Consider the following 19,142-nt stretch of genomic DNA (forward strand, 5'->3'; position numbering starts at 1 on the left):
GGCAACACATGACCAAAGTAACCCACGAGTTCGACCTGTTCGGCAAGCACTACGCCCTCGAGTCGGGCGAGCTCGCCAAGCAGGCCACCGGCGCCTGCGTCGTGCGGCAGGGCGACTCGGAGGTCCTGGTGACCGCCGTGGTCTCCAAGGAGCGCAAGGACTTCGACTTCTTCCCCCTTACCGTCGACTTCATCGAGAAGATGTACGCCGTGGGCCGCATCCCCGGCGGCTACCTCAAGCGTGAGGCCCGCCCCTCCGAGAAGGCCACCCTCACGGCACGCATGATCGACCGCCCCCTGCGCCCGAGCTTCCCCGACGGCTTCCGCAACGAGGTCCAGGTCGTGGCCATGCCCCTCGTGGCCGACCAGGAGGATCCCGTCGACACCGTCTGCGTCATGGCCGCCAGCGCCGCCCTCACCGTCGGCGGCGTGCCCTTCGAGGGCCCGCTCGCCTGTGTGCGCATCGGCCGCGACCCCGAGACCGGCGAGTACATCGTGAACCCCACCTACGAGGAGCGCGACGTCTCCGACCTCGACCTCGAGCTCGCCGGCACCTCCACCTTCATCTCCATGCTCGAGGCCTCCGGCGACGAGGTCTCCGAGGAGGACATGCTCGACGCCATGGCGTTCGGCCAGGAGGCCATCGCCGCGTTCTGCGCCGAGCAGCAGGCCTTCATCGACGCCTGGGTCGAGGCCAACGGCCCCATCGAGCCTAAGAGCTACGAGCTCGACGAGCCCAACACCGAGGTCCACGACCGCGTCTTCGCCCACTACGGCGAGATGGAGGCCGCCCTCAAGGACGCCGACAAGCAGTCCCGCATGGCCAAGGTGGCCGCCCTCAAGGAGCTCGTCAAGGGCGAGTTCACCGAGGAGGAGCGCGACGCCTGGCACCGCGCCATCAACGTCGAGCTCAAGGGCCTCGAGAAGCACGCCATGCGCGAGATGGTCGTCGAGACCGGCGAGCGCGTCGACGGCCGCACCGCCACCGAGATCCGCCCGCTCATGGTGAAGCCCGACTACCTGCCCCTGGTCCACGGCTCCGGCCTCTTCCAGCGCGGCCAGACCCAGGTGCTCTCCGTCTGCACCCTCGGCATGCTCAACGAGTGGCAGCGCCTCGACACCATCGAGCCCGTGGACGGCAAGCGCTACATCCACCACTACAACTTCCCGCCGTTCTGCACCGGCGAGACCGGCCGCATGGGCGCCCCCAAGCGCCGCGAGATCGGCCACGGCAACCTGGCCGAGCGCGCCCTGCTCCCCGTCATCCCCAACGAGGACGACTTCCCCTACACCATCCGCGTGGTCTCCGAGGTCATGGAGTCCAACGGCTCAAGCTCCATGGCGTCCACCTGCGGCTCCACCCTCGCCCTCATGGACGCCGGCGTGCCGCTCAAGCGCCCCGTCTCCGGCATCGCCATGGGCCTCATCCAGGAGAACGGCAAGACCGTCGTGCTCTCCGACATCCAGGGCCTCGAGGACTTCCTCGGCGACATGGACTTCAAGGTGACCGGCACCGAGCGCGGCATCACCGCCATGCAGATGGACAACAAGGCCACGGGCCTCACGCCCGAGATCCTCGCCCAGGCCCTGCGCCAGGCCAAGGAGGGCCGCGCCTACATCCTGGACGCCATGCTCGACGCCATCCCCGAGCCGCGCACCCAGCCCAAGGAGACGGCGCCCCAGATCATCTCCCTCACCATCCCCACGGACAAGATCCGCGACGTCATCGGCTCCGGCGGCAAGGTCATCCGCGGCATCCAGGACGACACCGGCGCCACCATCGACATCCAGGAGGACGGCACCGTCTTCATCGCGGGCGTCGGCGGGGCCGGCGAGGAGGCCGCCGAGCGCATCCGTGCCATCGTCAAGGTGCCCGAGCTGGGCGAGGAGTACGTGGGCCGCGTGGTGGGCATCCAGCCCTTCGGCGCCTTCGTGGAGCTCCTGCCGGGCAAGGACGGCCTGCTCCACATCTCCCGCGTGGCCAAGGGCCGCGTGGAGAGGGTCGAGGACGTCCTCAACGTGGGCGACGAGGTCAAGGTCAAGGTCATCGAGGTCGACGAGAAGGGCAAGGTCAGTCTCGACCGCCTCGACAAGCCCGAGGCCCCCGCGTCGGAGTCCAAGGGCCACTCCGGCAACCGCCGCCGCGAGGGCTCCAAGCCCCGCACCCGCAAGCCCGGCGACCACGGCAACGCCCAGGAGCAGGCACCGGCCCGCAAGCTGCGCCGCCACCACGAGAACTAGGCCCCGCACGGTCAGGAACTGACGCATCGAGGGCGCCGGCGCCGAGCCGGCGCCCTCTTCTCGTATGACCGTCCATCGATGGAACCTGAAGCCCTCTGGGGCGGTCCCTTCAGGTTGCGCACACATGGCTCGGGTACACTGGTCGGTCATGCACAGTTAGGCAGCGGGGTTCCAGACCCCGTCACATAGTTGGAGAACGCGGCGCCACGGCGCCCCGACGAAAGGACACTCACCCTCAATGGCAAAAAAGAACCCGCCCCTCAAGATCATCCCCCTGGGCGGCCTCGACGGCATCGGCAAGAACATGACCGTGTTCGAGTACGGGGACGACATGATCCTCGACGACGCCGGCCTGATGTTCCCCGACGACGACCAGCCCGGCATCGACCTCGTCCTGCCCGACTACACCTACGTCCTGGAGAACGAGCACAAGCTCCGGGGCATCTTCATCACCCACGGCCACGAGGACCACACGGGGTCGCTGCCCTACGTCCTGCGCGACCTCACCCGCAAGGTGCCCATCTACGCCTCACGCATGACCCTCGGCCTCGTGGAGGGCAAGCTCGCCGAGCACAGGCTCACCAACGAGCAGCTCGTCGAGGTCAAGAGCGGCCAGCACGTGGACATGGGCGCCTTCGGGGTCGACTTCTTCTCCATGACCCACTCCATCCCCGGCGCCATGGGCGTCTTCATCCGCACGCCCCAGGGCACGGTGCTGCACACCGGCGACTTCAAGCTCGACCAGACCCCCATCGACGGCGTGCGCCCCGACTACAGCGCCATCAACCGCTTCGCCGCCGAGGGCGTCGACCTGCTGCTCTCCGACTCCACCAACGCCACCCGCCCCGGGTTCACCGGGTCCGAGGCCACGGTGGGGGCGAGCCTGCGCCACATCATCAAGAACGCCCCGGGCCGCGTCTTCGTGGCCTCGTTCTCCAGCCACATCCACCGTCTCCAGCAGGTCTGCGACGCCGCGGTGTCCGTGGGGCGCAAGGTGGTCGTAACCGGTCGCTCCATGATCTCCAACACCAAGATCGCCCGGAAGCTCGGCTACCTCGACATCCCCGAGGAGGACATCATCGACGCCTTCGACGTCGACGGCCTGCCCGACGAGAAGGTGGTCGTGCTCTGCACCGGCTCCCAGGGCGAGCCCCTCTCGGCCCTGGCCCGCATGGCCAACGGCGAGCACCGCTCCCTCACCATCACCGACAAGGACACGGTGATCATCAGCGCCACCCCCATCCCCGGCAACGAGAAGGGGGTCCAGTCCATCATCAACTCCCTCTCCAAGGTGGGCTGCACCATCTTCGACAAGAGCAACGCCCTGGTGCACGTCTCGGGCCACGGCTCCCAAGAGGAGCTCAAGCTCATGCTCGCCATGGTGAACCCCCGCTACTTCGCCCCGGTCCACGGCGAGGCCGTGCACCTGCGGGCCCACGCCAAGCTCGCCATGGACATGGGCATCCTGCCCGACCACATCTTCGTGATCGACAACGGCGACACCCTGGAGATGCGCAACCACAAGGTCAGGCTGGGGACCCCCGTGGACTCCGGTGTGGTCTACGTCGACGGCATGCGCATCTCCGACGCCGACCCGGTGGTGCTCCGCGACCGCCAGAAGCTCTCCTGCGACGGCATCGTCACCTGCGTGGTGACCGTGGCCTCGCGCACCCACAAGGCCCTCGAGATCGACATCTCCGGCCGCGGCATCTCCTTCGCCGACGACTCCGAGCTCCTCGGCGGGGCCCAGGACGTGGTGCGCTCCACCGTTGACCGCTCCGCGGAGAAGGCCGGCAACAACGTGGACGCCACCCGCAAGGCTGTCCGCAACGCCCTGTCCAACTACCTCTGGAGCAAGACCAAGACCCGCCCGCTCATCATTCCGGTCGTGATGGAGGTCTAGCCGGATGCCCTCCCAACGCAGAACAAACGCACCCAAGAAGAAGGCGCCCCAGACGAGGGGGAGGGGAGCGGCCCAGCAGCCCGTGGTCGCCCCTTCCGCATGGCACGACATCGTGGGCGTCGCCCTCGTGGTCGTGGCGGTCGCCATGGCCATCGCCCTGGCAAGCCCCTCGAGCGCCGTCGTGGCGGACGCCTGCCGCACGTTCCTCACCTACGGGTTCGGCGCGGGGGCCATGCTCGTGCCGGTGGCGCTGCTCCTCTACGCCATCACGTTCTTCATGCCCTCCGACGGCCCGCTCTCCGCACGGGCGGCCCTGGGCCTCGTGCTCATCGTGACGTCGGTGCTGGCCATGCTCTCGCTGCTCTACGTGCCGGCGGCCACGGCCGAGGCGGAGGCCGCCTGGGTCTTCCGCCCCGAGGTCGCCTGCAACGCCGGCGGCTACTGGGGAGGCGCCCTCGCCTGGGTGCTCCTCACCCTCGTGGGCCAGACCATCGGCATGGTCGTGCTCGTGGGCATGGTCGTCGCGGGCATCGTGATCTGCGGCTTCTCCATCTCCGGGCTCGTGGCCAAGATCCGCGACGCCTCCTCCAGCGCCCACGAGCACCTGGCCGAGCGCAGGAGCGAGCGCGTGGCCGCCCGGGAGGACCGCGCCGCCGACGCCTCGGCGGCGACCACCGTGCTGCCGTCCAAGCGCGGCGCGCGTTCCAAGGGGAAGGGCGACGAGACCACCTTCATCGGCGCCCGCAAGACCACCGTGCTCCGTCGCGACGGCGAGGAGCGCCCCAAGCGCCACCCGCGCCTGGAGGACCAGGGCCCCGCGGCGCACCACGACGAGGTGGAGGGCCTCGAGCCCGAGTCCGCGGCCGCAGACGACGTCGTGGCGCCGCTCCCCGTGCCCACGAGGAAGGTCGAGCGCAGGCGCCGCCGCACCAAGGACGACGCCTCCGCGCCGGAGGCCGCGCCCACGACCGTGCTGCCCTGGGAGGACGCACCGTCCGCAGACGACACGGCCGCCGCTGTGAGCGCCGGGACCCCTGCCGCGACACCGGAGAAGGCCCCCGAGGCCCCGCGGACCGGGGACGCGCCCCGCGGGGGAGTGGCCAAGGGCGCCATGGTCGCCGCCCCCAAGAACCCCAGCCGCCCCGGCGAGGGCTCCGAGACCTTCGAGCTGCCGCCGCTCTCCCTGCTCGACACCTCCAGCGACACCGCCGTCACGGCCAGCTCGGAGGAGGAGCTCCAGGAGACGGCCGACCACCTACAGGCCAAGCTCGTGGAGTTCGGCTCCACGAGCCGTGTCGTGGGCTGGGTCGCCGGCCCCATCGTCACCACGTTCCAGATCGCCATGGGCGAGGGCGAGCGCGTCTCCAAGATCATGAACCTCGAGGACGACATCGCCCTGGCCCTCGCCGCCAAGTCGGTGCGCATCTTCGTCATCCCCGGCTCCAGCCACCTGGGCATCGAGATCCCCAACCGCGAGCGACGCAACGTCTACCTCGGCGACGTCGTGCCCTTTTCCAAGGGCGGGCCTCTCGAGTTCGCCGTGGGCCGCGACTCCGAGGGCAAGCCCGTGGTGGCAGACCTCGCCAAGATGCCCCACCTGCTCATCGCCGGCACCACGGGCTCGGGCAAGTCGGTGGCCATCAACACGCTCATCATGTCCATGCTCATGCGCTCCACGCCCGAGCAGCTCCGGCTCATCCTGGTGGACCCCAAGCGCGTGGAGTTCTCCTTCTACGACGGCCTGCCGCACCTCTACGTGCCGGTGGTCACCGAGCCCAAGCAGGCGGCGAGCGCCCTGCAGTGGGCCGTCTCCGAGATGGAGCGGCGCCTCAAGGTCTTCCAGAAGGCCGGGGTGAGAAACATCGGCGGCTACAACAAGAAGGTGGAGTCCGGCGTGCTCGACAAGGACGGCGTGCCGCCCGAGTCCATGCCCTACCTCGTGGTGGTGGTCGACGAGCTCTCCGACCTCATGATGGTCTCCGGCAAGGAGGTGGAGGCCTCCATCGTGCGCATCGCCCAGCTGGCCCGTGCCGCGGGCATCCACCTCGTGCTCGCCACCCAGCGCCCCACGGCCGACGTCGTCACGGGCCTCATCAAGGCCAACATCGAGAGCCGCATGGCCCTCACCGTGGCCCAGAAGAACGACTCCCGCATCATCCTCGACGGCCCCGGCGCCAACCGGCTCCTCGGCAACGGCGACATGCTGTTCAAGACCGGCGGCAACACCCCCCGCCGCGTGCTCGGCTGCTACGTCTCAGACGCGGAGGTGGAGAACGTCGTGGAGTTCCTCGCGAGCCAGGGCGAGCCCGACTACCACGACGAGATCCTCACCGCCGTGGCGCCGAGCCCGCTCTCCTCCGGTGTCGAGGACGATGAGGACGAGGACGACCCGCTGCTCTGGGAGGCCGCCCAGATCGTCGTGGATTCCCAGCTGGGATCGACCTCCGGCCTCCAGCGCCGCCTCAAGGTGGGCTACGCTAGGGCCGGCCGCATCATGGACATGCTCGAGCACAAGGGCGTCGTCGGGCCCCCGGACGGGTCCAAGCCCCGAGACGTGCTCCTCGACCCGCGCGGTCTGGACGAGCTCATGGCCGCCGACGCGACCTACCGGGAGGTGTAAGCCATGGCACGGCCCAGATTCAGCGACTTCCTCTCCAACCGCCGCCGCCAGCTCGGCCTCACCATCCCCCAGGCCTCCCGCGCGCTCCGGCTCAAGGAGCAGGTGCTCGTGGCCTTCGAGGAGGGCGACTGGGAGCGCATCCCGCGCTCCGGCTACGCCCAGGGCATGCTGTCGAGCTACGCCCGCTACCTCGGCCTCAACCCCCGCGAGGTCATCGACCTCTTCCAGGACGACCTCCACGCCTATGCGAACGGGCAGGGAGCGGGTCCCTCGCGCCGGCAGCACCGCGATGACGACCCCGCCCGCGGACGGGGCCGCCAGGGGGTCGTGGCGCCCTCCCGGGACCACGACCTCTACGGCTCGGCGGGCCCGGCCGGCTCCATCCTCTCCGGCACCCTCGTGGGCAGCTCGTACCTCCACAGCGCCGAGGAGCGCCGCGGCAGCTCGCCGCTGGTGAACGGCCGCAGCGCCGGTTACTCCGAGCGGTACCTGCGGCAGAACGGCTACGCGACGCCCGGAGCCGAGGGTGGCTCGCTGCCTCCGGTCGGCGGCAGCACCCCCGAGCGAGACTACCCCCAGGGCCGCCCCTACACGGCCCGGGCCCCGCACACAGACCGCCCGCATCGGACGACGGCCGGGCGCTCCACCACGGCGTCGGCCCGCGCCGGGCGCAACCGCTCCGCCCGGGCGCGCCAAGACGCCCGGCGGTACGCCTCCGCGGACATCCAGACCCGCGACGTCTCGTCCACCATGTACGACGACGACCTCCGCTACGGGCTCGCGGCCAACACCTACCGGCAGGCCTCCTCGGCCGAGGTGAGGGAGAGCGCGCGCACCCAGGCCCCGGCACCCCAGCGCCCCAACGTGCGCAGGCGCCCGTCGGCCACCGACCGCCACCGGCCGAGCCAGCGCCCCTCCAGGCAGCCGCGCTCAGGCGTCCTCGGGGTGGTCGACGCCTGGTTCTCCGACCCGCGCAGGACCATGCTCACAGTGTTCGTGGCCCTCGGCGTGCTGCTCATCGTCGTCATCGTCCTCTCCGTGAGGAGCTGCACGGCGCCCGCCCCCGAGGGCGGCAACCGCGACCAGGTGGCCGCATCGCAGCCCGCGACCCAGGACACCTCGGCCCCTTCCTCCGGCGACGGTTCCGCGACGTCCGGCGACGGACAGGCGCAGCCTGCGTCCACGACGCCCGCCGCCGCGCAGGACGACGCGGACGAGCCCGTGGAGGTCCAGGTCTCCGTGCCCGAGGGCGCCGCCGTGTGGGTCGAGGTCAAGAACGGCGACCGCAACGAGGTCGCCCAGACCGTGACCGGCCCCTGGGAGCAGAAGTTCACCGTCGACGGCGAGCTCGAGGTGCGCACGGCCGACCCCACCCAGGTCACTGTCACCGCCAACGGCCAGCCCGTCTCCTTCGACACGTCCGCAGCCGGCATCGGCACGGCCACGGTCAAGGGCCCCTCGACCGACGACCAGGCCTCCGGGGACGGCTCCGACGGCCAGGGCTCGGGTGCGGGCTCGTCGGACGCCTCCGGCGACACCGGCTCCGCGGCCCCCGCCGACGGCTCGGCCACATCCTCGAACCAGGGGCAGAGCCGCTCCTCAACCTCCTCGTCCGGCGCCGCCGAGTAGCGCCGCACACCACCGTCCACCCCGTACGGAAAGGGAACCCATGGCCAAGGACTCCTCCTTCGACATCGTCTCCCAGGTCGACATGCAAGAGGTCGACAACGCCTACCAGCAGACCGCGCGCGAGCTCACCCAGCGCTACGACCTCAAGTCGTCCGGCGCGACCGTCGACCTCTCCAAGGCCGACGGCACCGTGACCGTCACCGCCCCGGCCGACTTCGTGGCGCGCCAGGTCATCGACGTCCTCAACGGGCGCCTCCACAAGCGCGGCGTGGACCTCAAGGCCGTCCAGTGGGATGCGCCCCAGGCCGCGAGCGGCGGCAACGTGCGGGTGGTGGGGCACATCGTGTCGGGCATCGACCGCGAGCTCGCCAAGCGCATCTCCAAGGACGTCCGCGACATGAAGCTCAAGTGCAAGGTGGCCGTGGAGGACGACAAGCTCCGGGTGACCAGTCCCTCCAAGGACGTGCTCCAGCAGGTCATCGCGCAGGTCAGGGCCGCCGACTACGACGTGCCCCTCCAGTTCACCAACTACCGCTGAGGTGCCCGTGCCCATGGATGAGACCCTAGAGACCGCCGGGGACGCGCCGCGCGTCCTCTTCGTCACCCTCGGATGCGCCAAGAACGAGGTCGACACCGACCGCATGCGCTCGATCCTCGAACGCGCCGGCTTCGGGGAGGCCGACGGCGTCGCCGACGCCGACGTCGTCCTCGTGAACACCTGCTCGTTCCTCGCGAGCGCCACATCGGAGTCCATCGAGACCACCCTCGAGCTCGCCGAGGAGCGCGCCGCCGGCGCCCGGGAGCTGCCCATCGTGATGTGCGGCTGCGTCCCCTCGCGCTACGGGGACGACCTCCCCTCCGAGCTGCCCGAGGTGGCGGCCTTCGTCCGCACCGACGAGGAGGACGGCATCGCCGGCGTCATGGAGCGCGTGCTCGGCCGGGTGCCCGCCGCCGCCCCCAACGCCGCGGGCCCGCTCCGCACGGTCCAGGGGGCCAGCGCCTACGTCAAGATCTCGGACGGCTGCGACCGCTTCTGCTCGTTCTGCGCCATCCCCTACATCCGGGGCCGCTACGCCTCGCGGCCGGCCGACGAGATCCTCGAGGAGGTCGAGGGCCAGCTCGAGGGCGGCGCCCGCGAGATCGTGCTCATCGGCCAGGACACCGGCATCTGGGGCTCGGACCTCGAGGAGCCCCGGACCCTCGCCGACCTCCTGAACCTCCTGGCCCCCGTGGCCGAGGCCCACGGCGCCTGGGTCCGCGTGCTCTACCTGCAGCCCGAGGGCATGACCCCCGAGCTCGTGGCGGCCATCCGCGACAACCCGGCCGTCCTTCCCTACATCGACATCCCCATCCAGCACGCATCCGGCGCCGTGCTGTCGGCCATGAACCGCACCGGCGACGCCGAGCAGTTGGCGGGGGTCTTCGCCCGCCTGCGCGAGGAGATCCCCGACATGGTGCTGCGCACCACGGGCATGGCCGGCTTCCCCGGCGAGACCGAGGACGACTTCGAGCTGCTCTGCGACTTCCTCGAGGAGGAGGAGTTCGACTACGTGTCGGTCTTCGCCTACTCGCCCGAGGAGGGCACGGCGGCGTGCCGCAGGCCCGACCAGGTGCCCGACGACGTGAAGCTCGAGCGCACCCAGCGCCTCATCGACATCGCCGAGAACCTCGGCTTCGCGGCCACGGCGGCCCACGTGGGCGAGACAGTCGACGTCATCGTCGACGGCGTCGAGGACGACGGCGACGGCAACGCCGAGTTCGTCGGCCACGCCTGGTTCCAGGCCCCCGACTGCGACGGCGCCGTCCACATCGCCTCCGGCGAGTACGCCGTGGGCGACGTGGTGCCCGTGCGCCTCGTCGACTCCTTCTGCTACGAGCTCGTCGGAGAGCCCCTCGAGGGCGGCGCGGCGTGAGCCGGGAGGGGGGAGCGCCGGGCATCGCCACGGCCGCCAACGTCGTGACCGTCGTCAGGGTGGTGGCGATCTTCGCCTGGCTCGCGGCCGCCGAGCTCGCCGGGCCCCTGCTGCCCGACGCCGTGTCGGTGCCGTGGGCGCTGACGGCGCTCCTCTTCATCGCCATTGCGTCCACCGACTCCCTCGACGGCTACCTGGCGCGCTCCCGCAACGAGGTCACGGACTTCGGCAAGTTCCTCGACCCCATCGCCGACAAGCTCGTGGTGGTGTCGAGCCTCCTCGTGCTCATGGCCCAGGGCCTCGTCTCCATCTGGGTCGTCGTGGTTGTGGTCGCCCGCGAGTTCCTCGTGTCGGGTCTCCGCATGGTCGTCGCGTCCAAGGGCGTCGTGGTCGCCGCGAGCTGGCTCGGCAAGGCCAAGACCGCCACCACCATGGGGGCCGTGGGCGGCTACCTCGTGGCCATGGCCCTGCCCCAGGCATGGGCGCCCACGCTCTGGCTCTACGGGCTCTCGTGGGTCGCCATGGCCGCCGCCGTGGTGCTGACCGTCTGGTCCGGCGCAGACTACCTGGCAAAATGCTGGAAGTACCTGTCGTAGGGGAGGGGGCCGCCATGGCCTTGACATGGGAGCGCGCGCTCACCGACGGGTTCCAGACGGGGGAGGCCCCCACATGGGACGAGGTCTGCGCCCTCGCGGGGGGGCTGGTCCGCGCCGCGGCGGGGGCGGGAAGGACCGTCGGCTTCGCCGAGTCCTGCACCGGGGGCCTCGCGTCCGGTGCCGTGACGTCCCAGGCCGGATCGTCGGAGGTGCTCATCGGCTCCGTGGTCAGCTACGCCTGTTCGGTCAAGGAGTCCGTCCTCGGGGTCTCGGCGACCACCCTCGCCGAGGCGGGCGCCGTCTCCGAGCGCTGCGTCCGCGAGATGGCTGCGGGGGCCCGGAGGTGCCTCGGCGCCGACGCCTGCGTCTCCATCTCCGGCATCGCCGGCCCCGGCGGCGCGGTCCCGGGCAAGCCCGTGGGCACCGTGTGGCTCTGCCTCTCGGGCCCCGAGGGGGAGAGGGCCATGCTCCGCCACTTCTCTGGCGACCGTGCGGGGGTTCGCCTCAAGGCAGTGGCCTGTGCCCTGGCCATGCACCTCTCGGCACTTGTGGAGGATTGAGGGAGAGGTCACGGCACCACTGCGGGCCGTGCCATGGGGCCACCGTCCCCACCTGCGGCGACGCCGCGCGCGGAGGCCCCTCCGACCGCCGCGGTCGGACAGCGGTCGGAAACCGGTCGGCGCGCCGTCGGGGCCGTCTGGTTCCATGGTGGCGTCGGATTGACATAGAACAGATGTTCTTCTAGCATTCCGGGCAGAAAAGAGACGAGAGGAGCACCATGGCCAAGAAGAAGGAATCCACGAAGACCGTGGCCGAGCGCACCACCGGCGAGGAGCGCGACAAGGTGGTGGACGCCACCACGGCCGAGATCCGCAAGAAGTTCGGCTCCGGCGCCATCATGCGCTTCGGCGACGGCGGCAGCGACCTCGAGGTGGAGGCCATCCCCACGGGCTGCATCGCGCTCGACGCCGCCCTCGGCATCGGCGGCGTGCCCCGCGGCCGCATCGTGGAGATCTACGGCCCCGAGTCCTCGGGCAAGACGACCCTCTCGCTCGAGATCCTGGCGGAGGCCCAGGCCATGGGCGGCGTCGTGGCCTTCATCGACGCCGAGCACGCCCTCGACCCCGGCTATGCCGCCCGCATCGGCGTGGACATCGACGACGTCCTCATCTCCCAGCCCGACACCGGCGAGCAGGCGCTCGAGATCTGCGACATGCTCGTGCGCTCCAGCGCCATCGACGTCATCGTCATCGACTCCGTGGCGGCCCTCGTGCCCCGCGCCGAGATCGAAGGCGAGATCGGCGACACCACGGTGGGCCTCCAGGCCCGCCTCATGAGCCAGGCGCTCCGCAAGCTCGCCGGGTCCCTCGCCAAGTCCAAGACCACCTGCATCTTCATCAACCAGCTCCGCGAGAAGATCGGCGTCATGTTCGGCAGCCCCGAGACCACCACGGGCGGCCGCGCGCTCAAGTTCTTCTCCTCGGTGCGCATGGACATCCGCAAGGTGGACGGCATCAAGAAGGACGGCGAGCTCGTGGGCAGCCGCGTCCGCGTCAAGGTGGTCAAGAACAAGGTGGCCCCGCCTTTCCAGCAGGCCGAGTTCGACATCATGTACGGCACCGGCATCTCCAAGGAGGGCTCCACGCTCGACATGGCGGTGGACTACGAGGTGGTCGACAAGTCCGGCGCCTGGTACACCTACCAGGGCGAGCGGCTCGGCCAGGGCCGCGAGGCCGCCAAGGAGTTCCTGCGCTCCAACCCCGACCTCTTCGACGAGATCGACCACAAGGTCCGCATCGCCTGCGGCCTCGAATTCGAGGACGAGCTGGCCGACGGCACGCCGGCCACCGACGCCTGATGAGGTTCGGCGCGTCGTCGGGGCCGGAGGCCCCCCGCGGCGAGACCGTGGAGCTCGCGGGGGGAGACGGCTCCCTGTGGACCGTCACGTTCCCGCCCAAGGGCGCGGGCTCCGGGTTCTCGGGCCCCGCGCCCAAGGCGCGCCTGCGCCCGGGCGGTGGCGACGACGAGGCCCTGCAGGTGCCCGTCGCCGTCGCCCGGGCCGTGGTCAAGGCCGTACGGGAGGACGCCTCCGTCACCCTGGGGGGTGGCGGCATGGACCGTCTCGTTGCCGCCGCCTCCACCACCTGCTGCGCCAAGCGGCTCACGTCCATGGTGGACCGCCGGGACTACTCCTCCAAGGAGGCGGCCGACAGGCTGCTCCGTGCAGGGTACCCACGGGCCGTCGTCGACGACGTCTGCGCCCGGGCCCGGGAGGGGCGCCTGCTCGACGACGCGCGGTTCGCCGATGCGTTCATCAGGTCGAAGGTCTACTCCGGGTGGGGGCTGCGCCGCATCGAGCAGGAGCTCTCCCGCCGCGGCGTCGACGCTTCCACGGTGGCCGGCTGGCCCGACGACTTCCTCGAGGGGGAGTCCGAGCTCGACCGCGCCTGGGAGCTCGTCTCGCGCCGCAGCGTGCCGGCGAGGAACCCCTACGAGAAGACGGTCCGCTACCTCGTGGGCCGCGGGTACTCCTACGACGTGGCCAAGCGCTGCGCCGCACGGCTCCTCGAGGACGGCGATGAATAGCGGTGCCCGGTGCCGCGCAGTCCGCGAACCTTTACTTACCCTGCGTCTTCCCGTAAGATACAAGAGCTGTTGAAGCGTCCGTCCCGGTACGCCATGCTGGGATTTTGCATATTCATAGGTTCCTATTTGCACGACAGGTCCTTATTGGAGGCATCCCTGGCCCCGGCCAGAACGGCCGTTTCCTCGGCACCCGCCGCAAGGCGGTCTCTCTGATTACGAGCTTTACCTGAAGAGACGAGGGGGCACGACATGGATCCTGTCATCACCGTGGTGCTCTGCATCGTCGGGCTAGTCATCGGCGCTGTGGCCGCATGGGTCGTTGCCAACGGCAAGACCAACGCCAGGGTCGTCGAGGCCAACGAGAAGGTCCGCCAGGCCGAGGACACGGCCAGACGCACCGTCGAGGAGGCTGCCCGCACGGCAGAGACCCAGAAGAAAGAGTCGCTTCTCGAGGCCCAGGAGGAGATCCTCAAGCTCCGCCATGCCCAGGAGGCGGAGAACCGCACCCGCAAGGGCGAGCTCCGCGAGATGGAGTCCCGCATCATGCAGCGCGAGGAGTCCCTCGACCGCCGCAACGACTCCCTCGACCGCAAGGAGCACCAGCTCTCCGAGGCCCAGAGCCGCCTCGACCGCCGTCGCAACGAGCTTGAGCAGATGGTGAGCGAGCAGTCCTGCGAGCTCGAGCGCATCGCCGCCCTCACCAAGGAGGAGGCGCACGACGAGCTCATCGACCGGGTCCGCAAGGACACCGTGCGCGAGGAGGCCCAGATCCTCCGGGAGTCCGAGCAGCGCGTGAGGGCCCAGGCCGACAAGACCGCCCGCGAGATCGTCTCCACCGCCATCCAGCGCTGCGCCGCCGACCAGGCGGGCGAGATCACGGTCACCTCCGTGCACATCCCGTCCGACGACCTCAAGGGCCGCATCATCGGCCGCGAGGGCCGCAACATCCGCACCTTCGAGCAGGTCTCCGGCGTCTCCCTCGTCATCGACGACACCCCCGAGACCGTGGTGCTCTCCAGTTTCGACCCCGTCCGCCGCGAGACGGCGCGCGTGGCCCTCGAGAACCTCATCGCCGACGGCCGCATCCACCCGGCCCGCATCGAGGAGATGTACGCCAAGGCCGAGAAGCTCGTCCAGCAGCGCGTCGTCGAGGCCGGCGAGCAGGCGGCGTTCGACATGGGCATCCACGACCTGCACCCCGAGATCGTGCGCACCCTCGGAGCGCTTCGCTACCGCACCTCCTACGGCCAGAACGTCCTGCAGCACTCCAAGCAGGTGGCCGAGCTCTGCTCCATCATGGCGGCCGAGATCGGTGCGGACTGCGCCCTCGCCAAGCGCGCCGGCCTCCTGCACGACCTCGGCAAGGCCATCGACCGCGAGGTCGAGGGGCCGCACGCCGTCATCGGCGCCGACCTCGCCCGCAAGTACGGCGAGCGTGCCGACGTCGTGCACGCCATCGAGGCGCACCACGCCGACGTCGAGCCCTCCACGGTCCTCGACGTCCTCGTGATGGCCGCCGACGCCATCAGCGCCGCCCGTCCGGGCGCCCGCCGCGAGTCCGCCGAGACCTACATCAAGCGTCTCGAGAAGCTCGAGGAGATCTCCAACGCCCACGAGGGCGTCGAGCGCACCTACGCCATGCAGGCCGGCCGCGAGCTCCATGTCATGGTGGAGCCTGAGAAGATCTCCGACGCCAAGGCCGTCGTACTCGCCCACGACATCGCCAAGCAGATCGAGGACGAGATGGAGTACCCCGGCCAGGTTCGCGTCGTGGTCATCCGCGAGTCCCGCGCCGTCGATGTGGCCAAGTAGCCCATGGGCGACCTCGCGGACTTCGTGTCGGACGTCATCGGCTCCTCGGCCGTGCGGGTCGAGGAGAACCTCGGCGACGGTTTCGTCCGCCTCGTCGTCGACGAGGCGGAGCGCCGTCAGGCGCGGCATGACATCCGCTGCGTGGAGGACGTCGTCATAGAGATGCTCCGCAACGCGCGCGACGCCGGTGCGACCCAGGTCTACGTGGCCACGGGTCGCACCGGCACCCAACGGCGCGTGGTCATGCTCGACGACGGCTGCGGCGTCCCCGCTGCCCTCCAGGAGCAGATCTTCGAGGCACGCGTGACCTCCAAGCTCGACACGGTCCACGAGGACCGGTGGGGCGTCCACGGCCGCGGCATGGCGCTCTTCTCCATCCGCCAGAACGCCGAGGACGCCCACGTCGCCGCCTCCGTGCCCGGCGGAGGCTCGTCGGTCTCGGTCATGTGCTCCTGCGACGACGTCCCCGAGCGCGCCGACCAGTCCACCTGGCCCGCCCTCGCCACCGACGACGAGGGGCGCCAGACCGTGGGCTCCGGGGCCCACAACATCGCACGGACGTGCTGCGAGTTCGCCCTCGAGGAGCGGGGGAGGGTCCAGGTGTTCCTCGGCTCCGCGGCCGAGGTCGTGGCCACGGTGCGCTCCCGCCTCTCCTCGTCCCTCGACGAGACGGGCATTCTCTTCGTGGACGACCCCTCCTCGCTCCCCGTGCTCGAGCGGCTCTGCGTGGCGGCCGACGCCCGGGAGCTCGTGGAGACCGCCGAGGGTGTGGGGCTCCCCATCTCCGAGCGCACGGCGCACCGCATCCTCTCGGGGGCGATTCGCCCCGTCCGCTCCGTGATGGCCAGGCTCACCCACCGCCCCGACGACGGCACCGGCCGCAGGCGCCCCGTGGACCTCTCCCGGGACCGCAGGAGCCTCCATATCGACGAGGGTGACGCCGAGGAGTTCTCGCGCCTCATGGAGCGCGCCTTCTCGTTCATCGCGGACCGCTACTACGTCTCCCTCGAGGACGCCCCCACGGTGCGCTCCACCGGGGACCGCCTCGTGGTCACCTTTCCCCTCCTCAAAGAGGACGAGGGGTGACGGAGCCCTTCCCGCCATGCAGGTCACCGGGCGGTTCGGGTACCATTGGCAAAGCGCCGCCTCAACCGCACCACGCATCAACCTCATCCGCAACACTGGAGCAACGGTCATGGATTTCCTGAAAGTTTCGAGCAAGTCGTCCCCGGCCTCGGTGGCAGGGGCCATCGCCGGGATGGTGAAGGACGGCGTGCCCGTCAACCTGCAGGCCGTCGGCGCCGGTGCGGTGAACCAGGCGGTCAAGGCCGTGGCCATCGCGCGCGGCTTCCTCATCCCGTCGGGCTTCGACATCTCCATCGCCCCCACCTTCTCCGACATCCAGATCGACGGCGACTCCCGCACGGCCATCCGCATCGCCGTCTACGTGCACCCGCTCGCCGTGGGCGACGCCGCCGCCTCCCCGGCCCCCGTGCTCAAGCGCTCCCAGGAGCTGGGGGCTTGATGGGGGAGGGCGGCCTCGCCGGCCTCACCTACCACGTGAGGACCTTCGGGTGCCAGATGAACCTCCACGACTCCGAGCGCGTCGCCGGCGTCCTCGACTCCTGCGGGATGCTCGAGGCGCCCACGCCCGAGGAGGCGGACGTCGTCGTCTTCATGACCTGCTGCGTCAGGGAGAAGGCCGACACGCACCTCCAGGGCCAGGCCTCCGCCATGGTGAGCGCGCCCGTTCCGCCGTCCGGCCTCCGCACGGTCTGCGTGGGCGGCTGCATCGCCCAGCGAGAGGGCGACGCCATGCGCTCCTTCATCCCCAACGTCGACGTCGTGTTCGGCACCCAGGCCATCGCCAGCCTTCCGCGGCTCATCGAGGAGTCGCGCTCCGAGGCGGGCTCGTCCCTCAAGGCCGACACCGCGGAGCCCGGCACCGCGTTCTCGAGCGACCTCCCCGACCACCGGGAGTCGCCGTTCCACGCGTGGGTCCCCATCATGACGGGCTGCAACAACTTCTGCAGCTACTGCATCGTCCCCTACGTCCGCGGGCGCGAGCGCAGCCGCGCCATGGAGGACGTCGTGGCCGAGGTGAAGGCCCTCGTGGCGGACGGCGTGCGCGAGGTGTGCCTCCTCGGCCAGAACGTCAACTCCTACGGGCGCGACCGCTACGGCGAGCCCCGGTTCGCCGAGCTCCTCCGGGCCGTGGCCGCCACCGGCGTCGAGCGCATCCGGTTCACGAGCTCGCACCCAAAGGACCTCACCGACGAGACCATCGCCGCCATGGCGGAGCTGCCCGCCGTCATGCCCCAGCTGCACCTCGCCGTGCAGTCGGGCTCCACGGACGTGCTCCGGCGCATGAACCGGAAGTACACCCGGAAGGACTACCTCGACCTCGTGCGCCGCATCCGTGCCGCCATGCCCGACATCGCCCTCTCCACCGACATCATCGTCGGCTTCCCCAACGAGACCGAGGAGGACTTCCTTGAGACCCTCTCGCTCGTGAGGGAGGCCGCCTTCTCCAGCGCCTTCACCTTCATCTACTCCAAGCGCGAGGGCACGCCCGCCGCCGCCGTGGACGACCCGACTCCGCGCGACGAGATTCAGGGCCGCTTCGACCGGCTCGTCGCCCTTGTGCAGGAGCAGAGCTGGGACTACAACCGCCGCCAGGTGGGCCGCACCGTGGACGTCCTCGTTGAGGGTCCCTCCAAAAAGGACCCCGGCGTCCTCACCGGCCACAGCCCCGAGAACGTCACCGTGCTCTTCGAGGCCCCCGAGGGCGCGGATTCCGCCGACCTGGTGGGCAAGGTCGTGCCCGTCGAGGTGCTCGACGGCCGCCCGTGGTACCTCCGGGGCACCTGCGCCGGCGACCCGCGATGACCGGGGGGCTGCCGGGTCCCGTCGCCTGCGTCTGCGGTCCCACGGCGTCGGGCAAGTCGGCCGTGGCGGACCTTGTGGCGAGCTCCATGGGCTGCCCCGTGGTCTCCGTCGACGCCATGCAGGTCTATCGCTCCATGGACATCGGCACGGCCAAGACGCCGGTCGCCGAACGGCGTGCCGAGCTCCTCATGGTCGACGTCGCCGGGTTCGACGAGCCGTACTCGGCCGCCCTCTTCCAGCGCGACGCGCGCCGGTGCGTGGACCGGTCCCTCGAGACGGCCGGCTGCGCCGTGCTCTGCGGGGGCACCGGCCTCTACCTCGACGCCGTCATCGACGAGATGGACTTCCCCTCGGGAGACGCCGCCTCGGGCCCCCGCGCCCGCTACGAGGCCGTCGCCCGCGAGCGGGGCCCCGAGGCCCTCTGGACCCTCCTGCGCGACCGCGACCCCGAGAGCGCCGCGGCGGTGCACCCCAACAACGTCCGCCGGGTGGTGCGCGCCCTCGAGCTCGCCGACCAGGGCGAGTCCTACGCGGAGCGCACCCGCCACCTGAGGCACCGCGACCCCCACTACGCCGCCCGCACCTGGGCCCTCGTGCCCGAGCGCGAGACCCTGTACGCGCGCATCGACCGCCGGGTGGACGAGATGTTCGCGGCCGGCCTCGTGGACGAGGTGCGCGCCCTCGACGAGGCCGGCATCCGCCGCTCCGCCACCGCCTCCCAAGCCATCGGCTACAAGGAGGTGCTCGCGGCCCTCGACGGCCTCTGCACCCTCGACGAGGCCCGCGAGCAGGTGAAGCGCTCCACGAGGCGCTACGCCAAGCGGCAGCTCTCGTGGATACGGCGCGACGGCCGCGCCACCGTGGTACCCATGGGGGAGACCACGGTCGAGGGGGCGGCCGCGCTCGTGACAGACGATCTCAGGCGCTCCGTCGAGGCGGGGCGCTGAAAGGGGG

15 protein-coding genes are annotated in these 19,142 nt (G+C 70.7%); all 15 read left to right on the forward strand.

Features of this window, described 5'->3' with window-relative positions; translation table 11 throughout:
- The first annotated feature begins 8 nt into the window (after nt 1–8).
- The 15 genes from OR600_RS04730 to miaA all read left to right on the forward strand — a co-directional run bounded on the left by OR600_RS04730 (nt 9) and on the right by miaA (nt 19,135).
- A complete protein-coding gene (locus OR600_RS04730) occupies nt 9–2,240 on the forward strand; it encodes a polyribonucleotide nucleotidyltransferase (protein WP_135977413.1) in 2,232 nt (743 codons plus the stop codon).
- Between the two features lie 238 nt (nt 2,241–2,478).
- Nucleotides 2,479–4,143: a ribonuclease J gene (locus OR600_RS04735; RefSeq protein ID WP_265590762.1), complete on the forward strand. Its 1,665-nt coding sequence runs from the start codon at nt 2,479–2,481 to the stop codon at nt 4,141–4,143.
- A gap of 4 nt (nt 4,144–4,147) precedes the next feature.
- Nucleotides 4,148–6,763 carry a DNA translocase FtsK gene (locus tag OR600_RS04740; RefSeq protein WP_135977411.1) on the forward strand — a complete coding sequence of 872 codons (2,616 nt, stop codon included), beginning with the start codon at nt 4,148–4,150 and terminating at the stop codon, nt 6,761–6,763.
- Nucleotides 6,764–6,766: 3 nt separating this feature from the next.
- A complete protein-coding gene (locus tag OR600_RS04745) occupies nt 6,767–8,392 on the forward strand; it encodes a helix-turn-helix domain-containing protein (protein ID WP_265590763.1) in 1,626 nt (541 codons plus the stop codon).
- 40 nt (nt 8,393–8,432) lie between these two features.
- Nucleotides 8,433–8,930, forward strand: coding sequence for a YajQ family cyclic di-GMP-binding protein (locus OR600_RS04750; protein WP_135977409.1), 498 nt, complete (start codon nt 8,433–8,435; stop codon nt 8,928–8,930).
- Nucleotides 8,931–8,943: 13 nt separating this feature from the next.
- Complete coding sequence (rimO, locus tag OR600_RS04755; protein WP_135977408.1) at nt 8,944–10,305, forward strand: 30S ribosomal protein S12 methylthiotransferase RimO; 1,362 nt, start codon at nt 8,944–8,946, stop codon at nt 10,303–10,305.
- Nucleotides 10,302–10,901 (forward strand): CDP-diacylglycerol--glycerol-3-phosphate 3-phosphatidyltransferase, encoded by a 600-nt coding sequence (gene pgsA / locus OR600_RS04760; protein WP_135977407.1) that lies wholly within the window; start codon nt 10,302–10,304, stop codon nt 10,899–10,901. The genes rimO and pgsA overlap by 4 nt, the downstream gene beginning before the upstream one ends.
- Before the next feature lie 14 nt (nt 10,902–10,915).
- On the forward strand, nt 10,916–11,461 hold the full coding sequence (locus tag OR600_RS04765; RefSeq protein ID WP_135977406.1) for a CinA family protein: 546 nt from the start codon (nt 10,916–10,918) through the stop codon (nt 11,459–11,461).
- 218 nt (nt 11,462–11,679) lie between these two features.
- Entirely contained in the window at nt 11,680–12,759 is a 1,080-nt protein-coding gene (recA, locus tag OR600_RS04770) for a recombinase RecA (protein WP_135977405.1), read from the forward strand.
- Complete coding sequence (locus tag OR600_RS04775; protein WP_135977404.1) at nt 12,759–13,487, forward strand: regulatory protein RecX; 729 nt, start codon at nt 12,759–12,761, stop codon at nt 13,485–13,487. The genes recA and OR600_RS04775 overlap by 1 nt, the downstream gene beginning before the upstream one ends.
- Nucleotides 13,488–13,736: 249 nt before the next feature.
- Nucleotides 13,737–15,299 (forward strand): ribonuclease Y, encoded by a 1,563-nt coding sequence (rny, locus tag OR600_RS04780; protein WP_204407008.1) that lies wholly within the window; start codon nt 13,737–13,739, stop codon nt 15,297–15,299.
- A gap of 3 nt (nt 15,300–15,302) precedes the next feature.
- Complete coding sequence (locus OR600_RS04785) at nt 15,303–16,385, forward strand: ATP-binding protein (protein WP_265590764.1); 1,083 nt, start codon at nt 15,303–15,305, stop codon at nt 16,383–16,385.
- 109 nt (nt 16,386–16,494) lie between these two features.
- Nucleotides 16,495–16,824: a stage V sporulation protein S gene (locus tag OR600_RS04790; RefSeq protein WP_135977402.1), complete on the forward strand. Its 330-nt coding sequence runs from the start codon at nt 16,495–16,497 to the stop codon at nt 16,822–16,824.
- Nucleotides 16,824–18,188: a tRNA (N6-isopentenyl adenosine(37)-C2)-methylthiotransferase MiaB gene (miaB, locus tag OR600_RS04795; RefSeq protein ID WP_265591061.1), complete on the forward strand. Its 1,365-nt coding sequence runs from the start codon at nt 16,824–16,826 to the stop codon at nt 18,186–18,188. The genes OR600_RS04790 and miaB overlap by 1 nt, the downstream gene beginning before the upstream one ends.
- Nucleotides 18,185–19,135, forward strand: coding sequence for a tRNA (adenosine(37)-N6)-dimethylallyltransferase MiaA (gene miaA / locus OR600_RS04800; protein WP_265590765.1), 951 nt, complete (start codon nt 18,185–18,187; stop codon nt 19,133–19,135). Before miaB ends, miaA begins: the two co-directional genes overlap by 4 nt.
- Nucleotides 19,136–19,142 lie beyond the last annotated feature (7 nt).

Origin of the sequence: Granulimonas faecalis (assembly GCF_022834715.1) — a bacterium.
In the GTDB taxonomy this organism is placed as follows: domain Bacteria; phylum Actinomycetota; class Coriobacteriia; order Coriobacteriales; family Atopobiaceae; genus Granulimonas; species Granulimonas faecalis.